The following is a 13,245-nucleotide window of genomic DNA, read 5'->3' as shown; positions in this document are numbered from 1 at the left end:
GCTCTCATGAGCGATCGCATCGAACTCGAGTTTTCCCGAAAGTACGACAAGACACATGCCCGCCAGTACCTGGAAAAGCATCAGGACGGTATCTGGCGCAAGCTGTCGCATCATCGCGATGAACAGCTGGCGAGAAAGGCTCTGCACATGGCCGGGGACCCGGGCCTGGTGCTGGACCTGCCTTGTGGTGCGGGACGCTTCGGGCCATTGTTGGCCGAGAAGCCGAACCGCTCGATCATCGGTGCCGATAACTCCGCAGACATGCTCAGTACCGCCTGTGCCTCGCAGCCGGCAGACGTTGTAAAAAGGGTACAACCTTTGCAGACATCTGCCTTTGCCATCGACCTGCCTGATAACGCAGTAGACAGCATCTTCTGCATGCGCTTGTTGCACCATGTTGGTCAGTCCAGCGACCGGATGGCTCTATTGCGCGAGTTTCAACGCGTAACCCGTGACAGCGTGATCGTCTCCCTCTGGGTGGATGGCAATTTCAAGGCATGGAAGCGTGCGCGCCTGGAGAACAAGCGTCAGCAGAAAACTGGGCGGGAAAGTTACCAGAATCGTTTTGTGTTACCTGTTGTTACCGCAGAAACCGAATTTGAGCAGGCAGGATTTCGCATTCAGAACCGAATGGATTTCCTGCCCATGTACGCCATGTGGCGAGTCTATGTCCTACGTAAAAGGTAAAAAGATGGGTTTGCAGTCCGTGAAAGAACCAGTTGTGAACCCGATCCAGAATGAGTTCGATCAGTTCTGGAGCCAGCGTGGCGAATGGGTTGAAGAACCCAATGTGCGTCGCGGTGGAGAGAGTGGTGTGCAGCGGCTGGTCATGGACGATGGGCAGACCCTCTATGCCAAACGTCAGACAGGTCACATCTACCGTAGCCTGCTGCACCCGCTGGGCCGACCTACCGTGCTGCGTGAGCGCGAGGCGCTTGAGGGGCTTCGCAAGCTTGGCGTCGTCGTCCCCGAAGTGGTGTTTTGCGGTGCCGAGCGGGGCGAGGACAATGCCTGGCGGGCATTGCTGGTGACGGTGGCGCTGGAGGGCTTCGAGGAAATTGAAAAATGGCAGGCTGCCGGAGGGCGCGAGCGCCATGGCGAGCTGTTCTATGAACGCGTGCTCAAGGAAGTGGCAGACACTCTGGCCCGCATGCACCTTGGCCGCTGGCAGCACAGCTGTCTGTACATCAAGCACATTTTCGTGCGGGTGACAGGGGACGGGCCGGACGCCAACGTCGAGGTCGCCTTGCTCGATCTCGAAAAGGGCCGTCGTCGCCTTACCGCGCAAGGCGCAGCCCAACACGATATGAAACAGCTACGACGCCATTCGTCATTCAGCGCTGCAGACTGGCAGAAGTTGATCTACTTTTATCAAGCAGCGTTTGGCAGCTCTATCAAAGGTTTAGAGTCATGAAGCTAGAAATGGCAAGAGGTCTGTTTATCTTCGGTGCGCTGGCAGTTGCCACCGTCGCCGTGGCGGCGCTTGAACAACCGTCCACCCGCATACTTACCACGCAGCATGGCGAGGGCTACTGCCCACTGCCACGCGTGGCGAAGAGTCTGGTGAACGTACAGCCGGACCACGACCTTTTGCTGTTCATGTACAGCCTGGCGCAGGGTACCGGGGTTAAAAACTGAAGCCCTCACAGGCCCGGTATCTAACCCACCTCAGCCAGGTGAAGATGGTTGTCCCACAGCCCGGCCGGCAGGTCCAATGGCTGGGCCAGCAGCTGCGCTTTGCGGCAATCATAAAATCGGCAGCGTCCCTGGCCTGAGGTCACGACAAAGCCATCGGTCACAGCCCCCACGCCCGCGCAGTCCGGCAAGGGCGCATCCAGTTTCAATGCGCCACTGTCCAGATCCCAGATAAAGAAGCGGTTGCCGCGGGGTGCCGTCAGGGCCACCAGTCGCAGCTCGCTGTGTACTGCGACGCTGGCGGTGTAGTGGGCCATCGCGCGCAATTGCTCCTCTGCCACCGGAAACGCCTGGAATGGCTGGCCTGGACGCTTGATTGCCAGCAGCTCGGCCAACTCGTGGCTGTCGCCCATGAACTGTTGACCCGCGACGATGGTGCCATCGCTGGCGATGCCCATATGGCGTACGCTGTTCATCTGTTGGGAAAGCGCTTCCTTGCTGAGCAAGGTGCCGTCACGCTGCATGATGACCAGGCTGGGTTGCATGGCATCGAGGTTCATCTCTACCCGACTTTCCGCTTCGGTGCGAATGCCGCCATTGGCGATCACCAGCGTTTCACCGTCCGGCATCCACGAGACCTGGTGCGGACCGATGCCATGCGTGGGGATCTCGGTCCAGTGCACCAGGCGCTCGTCAACGAAGCGGTAGACGCCCAATAAGCCGCGGCCTGGGTCACGGGTGTCGTTTTCCGTCGCATACAGCCATTCGCCGTCGCGATGGATCACCGCATGGCCGTAGAAGTGGCGGTCAGGCTGCGAAACGATGGTTTGCAGCAAGCGGCCATCGCGCAGATCGATCAGGTAGCTTTCAGTGCCAGGACGACGGGCGATGAACACCGCGAGTGGTAGGTCGGGATGATTGATGATGTCGTGGCAGCGCTGGCCCACCTGGGTCGCGAATACCTGCGTCCCGTCGAGCTTGAAACCCACCGCATAGTGCTTGCCGTCGCCATCGTCGCGAGCGGAAAGCAACAAGGGGCGTGTGTTCTTTTGCCGGAACAGTGTCCAGCCACCCAGCGTGCAGGCGCTGCGCAGAAGACTGCCGAGCGCCATGGCCTGACGTCGCAACATCACATGTACCTCTTGATCAATCGCCGTCGTTGGCGTTGAAACCCAACTGAATGCCGAGTGCCTTGGCCAGCTCGCCTTCGTGCAGGCGGTGCACGGCGTTCAGGCTGTCGTAAAACGCATTGAGTTGCTGGCGTCCTGCATCCGTGGCCAGCAGGTCGGCCAGTGGCGGCTTGAGTTCCGACAGCAATTTTCGGCTGTTAGCGTAGGCGGCGTCGATTTTGTCGGCCAGCGGTTTCTGCTCGGCGGGCAGCAGGCTGCGCAATCCCTTGTTGTCGACACCGGTCCACACCGTTTCGGCGCTGATCAGGCTGGCTTCCAGGCTGCTGAGCGACGACTTGCTGCGCCACGCATCTGCCTGGAATGGCTGCGGCTGCCCCTTGCTCTGACGACCCAGTGGCGTGCCAAGTTTCTTCTTCAGGCTGTCGAGCGCGGTGACCTGAACCCGCAGCAATTCGGCAATCGCCTCGTGGGAGTCGGCGTAGCGCTGATTGGGGAACTTGCTCAGTTGCGCGAGCATGCCGTCGGTGCTGTTCCAGCTGTTGAGGATTTCTTCGGCAAGCAGCTTTTGGCGCTCACCGATGGCCATCAGCAGCGGGCAGTAGCGCGCTTTCTGCTCGGCATTGGCCATGTCGATGTCAGCGTCGAAGAGGATGTATTCGTAGGCGGACAAACCCTGCACCACGACACTGGCCTTGGACAGTTCCTGAGCGGTGATCTGTGGCTGTGCAGTCACCAGTTGCTCGACCTGACGGCCCACCAGGTTTTTCTTGTCCGGCCAGAACTGTATTTGCCAGGCGCGGTTGCCTTCGGCCAGAGGACCGATCAACAGCGGTTGCAACTCTGCCCAGGTCTTCTGTGCTTTCAGAAAGTCGGCGCGGGCTGTGGCCAGATCAGTCTTGCCCTGGCAGAACGCCAATGCGCTGGCTGCCAACTGACGATCAGCCTCCACCCAACGGCTGTAAGTCGGCAGGATGACCTGTTTGGCAATCGCTGCGGACGTCACTGCCTGAGGATCGGATGGCGAGCAGGCACCCAAGGCAAGTGCCGCAAGGCTGGTCAGCAACAACTTGGGTCGGAACATGTCCGGCTCCTTATTTTTGAAAGGACGATGTTTGAACAGGAAGATTCTGCAAAGGGCGCAATCATAACGAATTCAGGAAGGCCAGCAGCGCTTCACGTTGTTGTGCGTCAAAAGCCAGAACCTGGCGCTTTGCCGCCTGGGCTTCGCCGCCGTGCCAGAGTATCGCCTCAAGCACGTTACGTGCGCGACCGTCGTGCAACAGTTGGGTGTGTCCGCTTACCGTGCTGGTCAGGCCCAGCCCCCACAAGGGCGGGGTGCGCCACTCACTTCCGCTGGCCTGGAACTCGGTACGGTTATCGGCCAGCCCTTCGCCCATGTCGTGCAGCAGCAAGTCGCTGTACGGGCGAATCTCCTGATTGGCCAGCTCAGGCTCGGCGGCGTCGCTACGGGTTTTGAAAGAGGGGGTGTGGCATTGCTGGCAGCCCGCCTGGAAAAACAGGTTCTTGCCTGCCAGCACCTGCGGGTCGTCGACTTTGCGACGTGCTGGAACAGCCAGGTTGCGGGTGTAGAACTCCACCAGACGCAGGATGTTGTCGCTGACTTCCGGTTCGCCATCCGGACCATTGCCATTGGGCGCGGCCAGGCAATCGGTCTGGGCCGGCGTGCAGTCATCGAAAGGCCGCAGGCTGGTGGTCAGCCCCATGTCGCCGGAAAACGCGTGCACGTTCTGCTGGTTGAGGTTTGGCTGTCCGGCTTTCCAGCCAAACCTGCCCATCACTACTTTTTGCCGAGCATCGTCCCAGACCCAGTTGGGACGTCCCGAGATGCCATCGGCGTTCTTGTCATCGGGGTCGGCATTGGCAAGGATGGCCTCATCGGCAACGGCCTCAAGCAAGCCCAGGCCGATCATCGGCGGAGCTACGCGTGCCGAGATGTGCGTATCGGGGTGCATGGGGCCGTAGCCCAGCTGGGTAATCCTGAGGGTCGGCTGGCGCAGCTCGACTGAGGTGCCATCGCGAAACTCGACCGTTAGCGCATCGTACTCGACCCGCACCTTACCCTCGGGCGCTACGCCGGGGTTCGACATGTCCTGCAATTGCCCGCCGTAAACCGGTTCGGGCAGCACACCGTTGCGCTTTATAAGGTCGGCATAGGCCGGGTCATCGGGAATCGACAGCCTGACCAGCATCGACACGGCATTACTGTCGCCAGCTTCCGGCGGATGGCCGCGACCGTCCTTGATATGGCAGTTCTGGCAGGCATTGGTGTTGAACAACGGCCCAAGCCCGTCGCGAGCCGTGGTAGTCGAGGGCGCAATTACCCACGGGCTGCGGAAAAAACTGTTACCGACACTGAAGTCCAGCCGCCGCACGGGGGGCAGATTGGCCGAGGGCATGGAGAAAGCGTTCTGATCGCTCTTCCTGACGGTGGCGCTACCAGCGGACAAGGCTTCTCCCGGCTCGGCGTGCGTGAAACGCGGGGCATCATCGCATGCGCTCACGGCCAGAGTCGTAAGCAAGGCAAGGGATAGACGGAGCCGCGTACTCATAGACATCCTGCAACGGGGCGAAAAATCGGGGCGTGCAAGCTTATCAGCCTCGTGCGGTTTGAATAAGAGGGATTATCGTTTGCCTGCTCTGACGTAATGCGTTGTTACGAATCTCTGAGGCTGGTCTGGTCCCGGCATTTTTGCCTATGCTGCACATGTCGAAGTTGACAGCACACACGCAGATAAAACACCCAGCAGAGACCACATCAATGGATAACCCGGAAAACAGCGCGTTCGTGACCACCACCGAGGCACTGGAAGCGCTCTATGGCCCGATTGCTCCTCCTTCCATGACCAAGGAAGTCGACCATATTCACGCGGTTTACCGGCCCTTCATCGAGTCGGCACCCTTTGTTGTGCTGGCCTCTGCCGGGCCTGACGGCCTTGATGCGTCCCCGCGTGGTGATCAGGCGGGCTTCGTGCATATCGAGGACAACAAGACGCTTTATCTGCCTGACCGGCGCGGCAACAACCGCATCGACACTTTGCGCAATATCATCAGCGACCCACGTGTCGCGTTGCTGTTCCTCATCCCTGGCGTGGGCGAGACCTTGCGGGTCAACGGAACAGCGCAGATATCGGTTCAGCCGGAACTGTTGTCGCGTTTCGAAGTGAACGGCCAACTGCCCAGGTCGGTGCTGCGCATCTCCGTGACCAGCGTGTACTTCCAATGCAGCAGGGCAACCATCAGGTCCGGTTTATGGGATGCAGCCCGGCACATCGAACGCAGCGCGCTGCCGACTGCCGGGCAAATACTAAAAGCGGTTTCGGCCGAGCAGATCGATGGTGACGCCTATGACAAGGCTTTGCCGGGACGCATTGCGGATACGTTGTATTGATCATGGCTGATACCGTATTGCGCCTCTTGTGGTCATGTCTTGATCAGACACCGGTTTTGCTCTGATTTTTTTCCTTCTCAAGAAAGTAGTCGAAGATGCTCATGCCCTTGCGCAGGATTTTGCGGACTTCTTCGCTTTGCGCGATCAGTTCGGCGCTGGGGGCTTGCCATTGTTCGCGGGGTAGGGGTTTGGACCAGTCCTGTACTGCTTTGGGAAATGCCGTTTTCGGCAGTTGCTTGACCCAGCTGGCGACGTGGCAGGGCAACGTCCAGCCGCTGAAAAACTGGATCAGCAGAAAGCCGAACAGGTAGCGCAAGCAGCCGTGGTCAAGCAGATAGTCACGGCGACACATGTGGAAAAACTCCACAGTGCCTTCCTCCAGGTCAGTGCCCATCATGGGCTTTCGCAGGGCGCTCGGGCCTTCTTCCATGTAGGCGCGGATCGCTTCCCACTCGCTGACTGCCATACCAAGCGTGGAAGTAGGCAACGTGAGCCACATCACCTGGCCGTCCGAGGCGTCTACGAAGCCGATCATCAGAGCGAATTTCTGCTGAGTGCCGTATTGCGTTGCAACTGTGCTGCTGCTGACGCAGGCAATTATTTCTTCCCAAGGGATAAACCGGGGCGGTTGGCCACGCTTGGCGACATAGGCCACCTCGCGGCGCTGACGGTTGAAGCGGATGGGGGGCGTGTTGGTGAGTTGGTAGACTGCCTGAAAGAAAAAATAGCCATACATCGATGCCAGAAGGAACACAAATAGCCACAGAGCCCAATTGGGAAAAATGAAAGGTATTGCTGTTTCAAGAATGGGGGTGTTGGAAATAAAGTATTCGGCAATGCCTGTACCAATGCCGGTCAAAAAGAACATCATTATAATGCTTGCTACTGAAGCCGTGTAGCAACGCACTGCGAACTCCAGTGACGCGGAGGTCAAATGGAAGTCTAGATAAGTGTCAGCAGCCATTCTGTCGATGTTCTGTAAGCTTGACGCCGATACACCGGTAGGCAAGGGGCGTGGTGCAAGATAGAAGACTTCTGTGCCGGCCTCATGCTCTGTATCGCCTGCACGTGGCGATTGATCGTATTTGCTAGAATTCAAAAAGATGGTCTCTCTCGATAGGTAAAACAGGTAATGTCATACCCTCGTCGGTAACGCTTGATGATGCATGGATGGGTTTGCTTAGTGAGCCCATGCTCAGTGGAATACGGTAATTCAGGTATCCCTGATCCGCTTTCAGGTAAGTGTTGGCTAATGCCGGTTTGACGGCGAGCCGCAATAACAGCAGTACATTATGTCCCTGCCAGTCCTCGGGGATCTCCAGCGCCAGTGTCAAAGGTGATGCAGAGGCAACGGACAGTCCTTGGCGAAGTCCTTTGCTGACATCCTGCCTATGGGGGGCTTCTATTAACTCGGCCAACCAGCGCAAGGAAGTGTCGTCAAAGCTGGACTCGGTAAGTCCCGGTAATATCAGATGCAGGCTGCGTACAGCTTGTCCATCCAGCTGGCGCCTGCTAATGCCTTGATCGAGAACCGTGGGCAGCAGAGTAGTCTCGGCAAGTTTTTGTGAGTGCGTGCTCCAGTCCCAACCCTGGGGCTCGTTACCCCATAGACAGTGGAGTAGCCATCGCTGCTCTTCGTTCAGGTTCGAGTCGTTGTAAAGTGCTTCACCGCCCAGTTGCAGGGCCGTGAAAATAAGTCCCCATGGAGTGAGTCGCATCGAAAGCTGCAGAAAGCGTGCTCCACGGGTTGCCCAAGCCATGCTTGCGGCCTTCTTCCTGGCATCTCCGGTTTCGGGATATATGTCTTTTATAAAGCCTATCAGCTCTTTGCCTGCATGCCCTGTCAATACAGCACTAATTCCGGTTCCTCCAATATCGCCGCTCATTGCGGTGAAAGCACCTGACTTTTCTCCAGAGTTGCCGCTTATCAAACCGCTCCTCCACTTTTCAAAGTTATTCCACGTTGTTCCTACGGCACCTACGAGGCTTAAGGGGGTAATGATAGCTCCTAACCCCAGGCCCCACTGTCCCATACGAACTCCGAACAGCATACCTCTTGTTTCGGAACTGTTTTCGGTTATTGCCTTAAAAGCTTCGCTGGTCATCGCTAGATAGACAGCTTGGAATACTGAAATAGATGCTGAGGCAACTGAAGATAGTGTGCTTGCCCATATAAAGTTTTCTTTTACAGATCTATTTCCCTTTGATGCTTTCCAAACACCCCACGCCTCCCCCAGATTCCCAACCTGTAAATACACCGCCAGTAACGGAAAGAAACTACCCTTCAACGCCGCTGCAGCCGCCCCCTGAGTCGCATACCCCCCAAACGCACCAGCACGCAGCCTGTCAATTTCGGCATTGAGCGCGTGCAGTTGCGGGTCAGTGATGTCCAGTCGCACGCCAATCGCGCCGTTGCGCGGATTGCCGGTCGGGGTGATGGCTGCTTCCAGGTCTCGGCGCAGCGCGTTGCGCGTGTTGCGGGTCTGCAGCAGCCGTTGGTTGGTGTATTGCCTTTCGTAAAGCAGACCTTGATGTTGATCCGCTGTGAGTGTGCGGCGGTTGATGAGTTTGGTAAGGCGGTTGCGTTCTCTGATGAGGTCGTCTTCGCTGGCAAGCAGCTGATTCAAGCGCGCGAAGTTGTCGCGAAATTTTGTCACGTCGGCTTCGTCGGCAATTCGCAGGGTGACGGCTTCCTGTTGCAGCGCCACCAGCATGCCCAGTCGTTGGGCTCGATTGCTTGCTCTGCCGAAGTTGTCCAGATGCTGGCGTAGTTGCGGGCTGTTCAGCTTCTGTTGCATCTCAATCAGCCAACGCTCCAGGTGCAGGGCGACGGCAGGGATGTAGCTGGCATTGACGGCTTGGTGCAACGGTAGTGCGGCGGGGTCCAGGTTCAGGCTGTTGGTCCAGTGATTGCCCATGATGTGGCTGATATCAGCGATGCGCCTTTGCGCGTCGGCCAATCCGTCGCTGAAGTTGCGAATATCATCCAGCCACTTGAGCAGGTTGCCTGATTTGGCGCGCAGAAAGTCCATGTCCAGACGCCCATAGAACACCGGCAGAATGTAGTGGGGGTTATCGTGAAAGTAGTCGCTGACCTTCTGCAGGCTTTCGTCGGTGCGGCACAGGTCGCGGGTGCAGTTGAGCTCCATCGCCAAGGCGCTTTTCAACTGGTCGGGATGGTCTGGATCGAAGTACCAGGCACTTCGATAGAGTTCCCCCTGAGTGAACAGGCTCACGCGATCGTGGGTAATATCGTCGAGTCGTTGCGTCCAGCGTTGAAGGTGCGAGCGCTCCTGGGACAGATAAGCGTGCATTTCTTGGTGGCGAACGAGATCGTAAATACCTCGTGAGCCTAGTCCGACGCCGTTCAGCGTGCCCTGGCTGTTCTTTTCCAGCGCTTCAATGTCGTCTTCCAGTTGTTCATGGAGTGGTTGGCCAAGCGCGAGCAGCATCTGTGAGTGCTTGTTTTCCATGTTCAGTCTGGCAAATCTGGCTTGCGGCCGTTCGGTGTAGGCGCCCCCGCGCATGGCGGAATACTGCCCCACTGAAGTAGTCGCTGGCACAGGTCCCTGATGGTGTTCCCGGTGCCAGTCATTGCGCGCATTGAGGTAATCATAAATGCGGCTGCGTTGTTCAGGCGTGGTGTTCTTCAGCAGTTTCGAGTCCGGGTTTGTCTGCCGGGCAGTGTTGTCGCCAACGCTCATCAGTGTGTCAATGTAGCTGGCCGTTATGTAACGCATTTCATTGTCGTTACGCTCACGCCACTGGTTGAGCCAACCCACCACCTCGTCCTGTTCCTGCGCAAGGTCGCGCAGCATGCCGATGCTGTCGTCGAGTATCAGATACAGGTGATTCAGTTCGTAGAACGGGTTGAGTGTGTTTTTCAACTCGCCGATATGCGCCTCGCGAAACAGCGGCAGATGCTCCCAGACATAGTCCTGTTGTTCCTCCTCTGGCATATCGGGTGTAGTGCATTGTTGTGCCGGCAACTCGGCGAGTTCGGCAAGCTGCTCTCTGACTTGCTGTTCGAGGCGAAGGTGGACGCCGCCTTGCTGGCAATCGGCTTCAGCCAGATTCACTTTCTGCATGAAATAGAAACGGTCTGCTGCGCTGTCCAGCACGCGGGTGCATTTGGCTGCTGTCCATTGCAGTTCGGCATAGGCAACATGCAACGTCGTATCGCGGGCAAAGATCAGGGTGTGCTCGCCAATCGTGGTCTGCCTGACATCCTGAGCGACTTCCCGGTCCTGCCAGAGCAGTTTGGTCGGTACGCCGCTTTCAAGGCGATACTCATGCAGATAGCCGCTGCTTTCATCAATCACATACAGATAGCCGTCACGTACCAGACGCAAGCCGAGCGGTCGTTTCAAGTCTCGGTAGCCGTCGGTATCCGACGGGTTGTGAAGCCGTTCCACGCGGCCGTAACGCAATGGCAATAGCTGGACTTTGGTGCCCATCAACGGGCAGTTACTCGTACTGTTGCGGGCATCAATATGGGTTCTTGCTCTGGCCTCCCAATAGGCTTTGTCTACAAGCGAAAGTGTTTTGCGACTCATGGCCGGGTTGCTCCGTGCTGTTCGCGACTGCGTTTCACTGCCAGCCAGTTGGCCTGTTGAATACGCTGAGATGGCGTCAGAGAGGACTTTTCATCCATCAGCGTTCTGATATCAGGATGCGAGTCGTCCGGCTGGGTAGCCAGAAAGCAGATGACGTTGGCGTAATGGAAAATATCCGCTTCGCTGTTGAAGCCTGCTTCATAGGCTGTGAAGGCCAGTGCATGCACATGGCCGTATCGCGACTTCAGACCTGTGGATGTGAGGTAGGCCGGAAAAAATGTGCGCAGGTGCAGGTCAAGACTGATCACGATCAGGCGAAACGCAACGTCACTGATGGCCTCCATCTGCCGATCGCTCATCCGATACAGGATCGTGTTGTCATGAATGGCTGACTCACCATGACGCTCGTGCTTTATCCAGTGTTCAGTGATGACATCTGCTGCATAAACACTGTCGATAGGGCCGAACAATCGATTATCGGTATGTGCCGGATGAAGGCCGAGCAGCGCGTTTGCGACGGGCGGGTCTGAAAGGTTCAAATAGCAGGCCTCGCCTGCTGGTTTGTCAACGAACACCAGCCAGCGCAGATGGTCAGCCACCGTCTTGTGGCTGGCATCACTGAATAGCAGCAGACCCCATTCTTCGCGCGCGTGAGTCAGGAAACTTGAAAATGTCGGGTCGTATGGGCCATCGATCTGAATCAGGGCGGGCGAGATATCCAGCAATTCGCTGAACCGGGTTTGCAGGAACAGCAGTGTGCAGACAGGGGAGGGGTTCCACTCGAAAAGCTTTCTTCTCAGATCGGGAAGATTGATGGCGTTGAGCAGCAGATAGGCGTTTTTCGCCCATGGCAGATCATCAGGGCCGGATTCAAATTCAAACATGAGCGCGCTTTGAAGGGGAACGAGGCGCGGATACTCGGTGGTGTGGTGTCTGCCTTCAATACCTGAAAACCAGTTTAGGAAAGGCCCTACAAAGATCACTGAAAGATCTTTGGCCTACGGGTCGATCAGACACAAAAAATGCCGGTCAGCGAACTGACCGGCATCGATGGTTATCGCAACAAACGCGGTTGATCAGAACTCGTGATCGGCGTTGTCCGGGTTCAGGTCAGTGATGCCCAGCTTGCCAGCCGCCTGTTCGATGGCGCCTGTCTGTTTGACCAGCGCGGCGATGGCGTCACGCACCACCTGATTGCCTGCGGTGTTGCCGGCAGCGATCAACTGGTCGAAATGCTCGCCCTTGTTCGCATGATCGACGATGACCTGCAACTTGGCCTGCGTGTCGTCCAGGTCGGCGCGCAAGGTGGCGTCGGTGGCGGGATCTACCTTGGCGACCAGAGACGAAAGGCTCGGCCCGCTGACCTTGCTGCCGTCGGTGCGGGTGTACTCGCCCAGGTAAACGTTGCGAATGCCCTTGCCGTTGTAGAAGTGCGAGTTGTGCGTGTTGTCGCTGAAGCAGTCGTGTTCGTCTTCGCTGGAGTTGGCTTCCAGTGCGACTTTCATGCGCTCGCCCGCCAGTTCACCCAGCGACAGGCTGCCCATGCCGAAGAGCATCTTGCGCAGGCCGCTTTCACCGGGTTCGGCTTCCAGCGTGGCGCGGTAGTTGTCGGGCACGCCGGCCTTCCAGTTACCGGACATTTCTTCGAGGTCGCTGACCAGCAGGTCGGTGACGGCCTTGAGGTAGGCACGGCGGCGATCATTGTGGCCGCCGGTCGCGCCAGCGCCTTCCAGGTAATCGCTGGCCGGACGTGCGCCGGCACCAGGGCCGGTGCCGTTCAGATCCTGGCCCCAGAGCAGGAATTCGATGGCGTGGTAGCCGGTGGCGACGTTGGCCTCGGAACCGCCCAGCTCGTTCAGGCTGGCGAGTTTTTCGGAGGTGATTTCCTTCACGTCGACCTTGTCTTCGCCGACCTGAATTTCGGTGTTGGCGATGATGTTGGCAGTGGCGCCCGGGTTGCCCAGCGCGTGCTGGTAATCCTTGGCCACATAGTCGATCAGGCCTTCGTCCAGGGGCCAGGCGTTAACCTGTCCTTCCCAGTCATCGATGATGGTGTTGCCGAAGCGGAAGACTTCGCTCTGCATGTAAGGCACACGCGCAGCGATCCACGCTTCGCGGGCCGCTTTCAGGGTTTCATCGTTGGGCTTGGCCAGGAAGGCGTCGACGGCAGTGCTGAGTTTTTTCGCGCCGGCCTCGGCATCGTCGAACACGGCGGACACCATGTTGGCGTAGTTCGCGACCACAGCCTTGGCCGCCGCGTCGTCAGTCTGGGCCGCGGCTGCCGGAGCAGGGGCCGCAGGCGTCACAGCCGGCGTCGCCGGAGCAGCGGCTGGCGCGGGTGCCGGGGCGGCAGCCTTGTCCTTGCCTTCGCCACAACCGGCGAGAGAGATAGCGATGGCCAACAGACTAGCGGTTGCCAGAGGCATACGAATCATGACGGAATCCTGCGTCGATAAAGGTGATGGCGGGGTGCGCCCATAAAATCTGCGACATAATGCGAAAGATTTGCATTCGG

The 13,245-nt window shown here is 58.0% G+C and carries 11 protein-coding genes; 4 read left to right on the top strand and 7 right to left on the bottom strand.

Annotated features, from left to right (window positions below):
• Nucleotides 1-6: 6 nt before the first annotated feature.
• Genes PCPL58_RS22565 through PCPL58_RS22555 form a run of 3 tightly spaced genes read left to right on the top strand, consistent with a single transcriptional unit; the run spans nt 7 to nt 1,638 of the window.
• Nucleotides 7-687, top strand: a complete 681-nt coding sequence (locus tag PCPL58_RS22565) for a class I SAM-dependent methyltransferase (RefSeq protein ID WP_065350492.1) — start codon at nt 7-9, stop codon at nt 685-687.
• Nucleotides 688-691: 4 nt separating this feature from the next.
• A complete protein-coding gene (locus PCPL58_RS22560; RefSeq protein ID WP_003363955.1) occupies nt 692-1,414 on the top strand; it encodes a lipopolysaccharide kinase InaA family protein in 723 nt (240 codons plus the stop codon).
• Nucleotides 1,411-1,638: a hypothetical protein gene (locus tag PCPL58_RS22555; RefSeq protein ID WP_003363953.1), complete on the top strand. Its 228-nt coding sequence runs from the start codon at nt 1,411-1,413 to the stop codon at nt 1,636-1,638. The genes PCPL58_RS22560 and PCPL58_RS22555 overlap by 4 nt, the downstream gene beginning before the upstream one ends.
• A 20-nt stretch (nt 1,639-1,658) precedes the next feature.
• Here the strand turns inward: PCPL58_RS22555 and PCPL58_RS22550 are convergent, their stop codons facing one another.
• From PCPL58_RS22550 to PCPL58_RS22540, 3 genes are all read right to left on the bottom strand, one after another.
• Complete coding sequence (locus PCPL58_RS22550; protein WP_065350491.1) at nt 1,659-2,765, bottom strand: DUF1513 domain-containing protein; 1,107 nt, start codon at nt 2,763-2,765, stop codon at nt 1,659-1,661.
• A 16-nt stretch (nt 2,766-2,781) separates the two neighbouring features.
• The gene (locus PCPL58_RS22545; RefSeq protein ID WP_003413318.1) at nt 2,782-3,846 is read right to left on the bottom strand and encodes an imelysin family protein; all 1,065 of its coding nucleotides are present in this window, start codon (nt 3,844-3,846) and stop codon (nt 2,782-2,784) included.
• 61 nt (nt 3,847-3,907) lie between these two features.
• Entirely contained in the window at nt 3,908-5,335 is a 1,428-nt protein-coding gene (locus PCPL58_RS22540) for a di-heme oxidoreductase family protein (protein ID WP_065350490.1), read from the bottom strand.
• Between the two features lie 209 nt (nt 5,336-5,544).
• On the opposite strand from PCPL58_RS22540, the gene PCPL58_RS22535 reads away from it, so the two are divergent.
• Nucleotides 5,545-6,174: a pyridoxamine 5'-phosphate oxidase family protein gene (locus tag PCPL58_RS22535; protein ID WP_065350489.1), complete on the top strand. Its 630-nt coding sequence runs from the start codon at nt 5,545-5,547 to the stop codon at nt 6,172-6,174.
• 43 nt (nt 6,175-6,217) lie between these two features.
• Here the strand turns inward: PCPL58_RS22535 and PCPL58_RS32185 are convergent, their stop codons facing one another.
• The 4 genes from PCPL58_RS32185 to PCPL58_RS22515 form a co-directional block, all read right to left on the bottom strand.
• Nucleotides 6,218-6,910 carry a DUF6708 domain-containing protein gene (locus PCPL58_RS32185; protein WP_331716586.1) on the bottom strand — a complete coding sequence of 231 codons (693 nt, stop codon included), beginning with the start codon at nt 6,908-6,910 and terminating at the stop codon, nt 6,218-6,220.
• Nucleotides 6,911-7,262: 352 nt separating this feature from the next.
• Nucleotides 7,263-10,730 (bottom strand): toxin VasX, encoded by a 3,468-nt coding sequence (locus PCPL58_RS22525; RefSeq protein WP_065350488.1) that lies wholly within the window; start codon nt 10,728-10,730, stop codon nt 7,263-7,265.
• Nucleotides 10,727-11,614, bottom strand: a complete 888-nt coding sequence (locus PCPL58_RS22520) for a DUF4123 domain-containing protein (RefSeq protein ID WP_003431424.1) — start codon at nt 11,612-11,614, stop codon at nt 10,727-10,729. Before PCPL58_RS22520 ends, PCPL58_RS22525 begins: the two co-directional genes overlap by 4 nt.
• A gap of 192 nt (nt 11,615-11,806) precedes the next feature.
• Nucleotides 11,807-13,165, bottom strand: coding sequence for an imelysin family protein (locus PCPL58_RS22515; protein WP_003431423.1), 1,359 nt, complete (start codon nt 13,163-13,165; stop codon nt 11,807-11,809).
• Nucleotides 13,166-13,245: the final 80 nt, after the last annotated feature.

Origin of the sequence: Pseudomonas cerasi, from assembly GCF_900074915.1 — a bacterium.
Taxonomy (GTDB): domain Bacteria; phylum Pseudomonadota; class Gammaproteobacteria; order Pseudomonadales; family Pseudomonadaceae; genus Aquipseudomonas; species Aquipseudomonas cerasi.
Note: the sequence above shows the minus strand (reverse complement) of the source record. Positions and strands in the feature narration are given on the sequence as shown.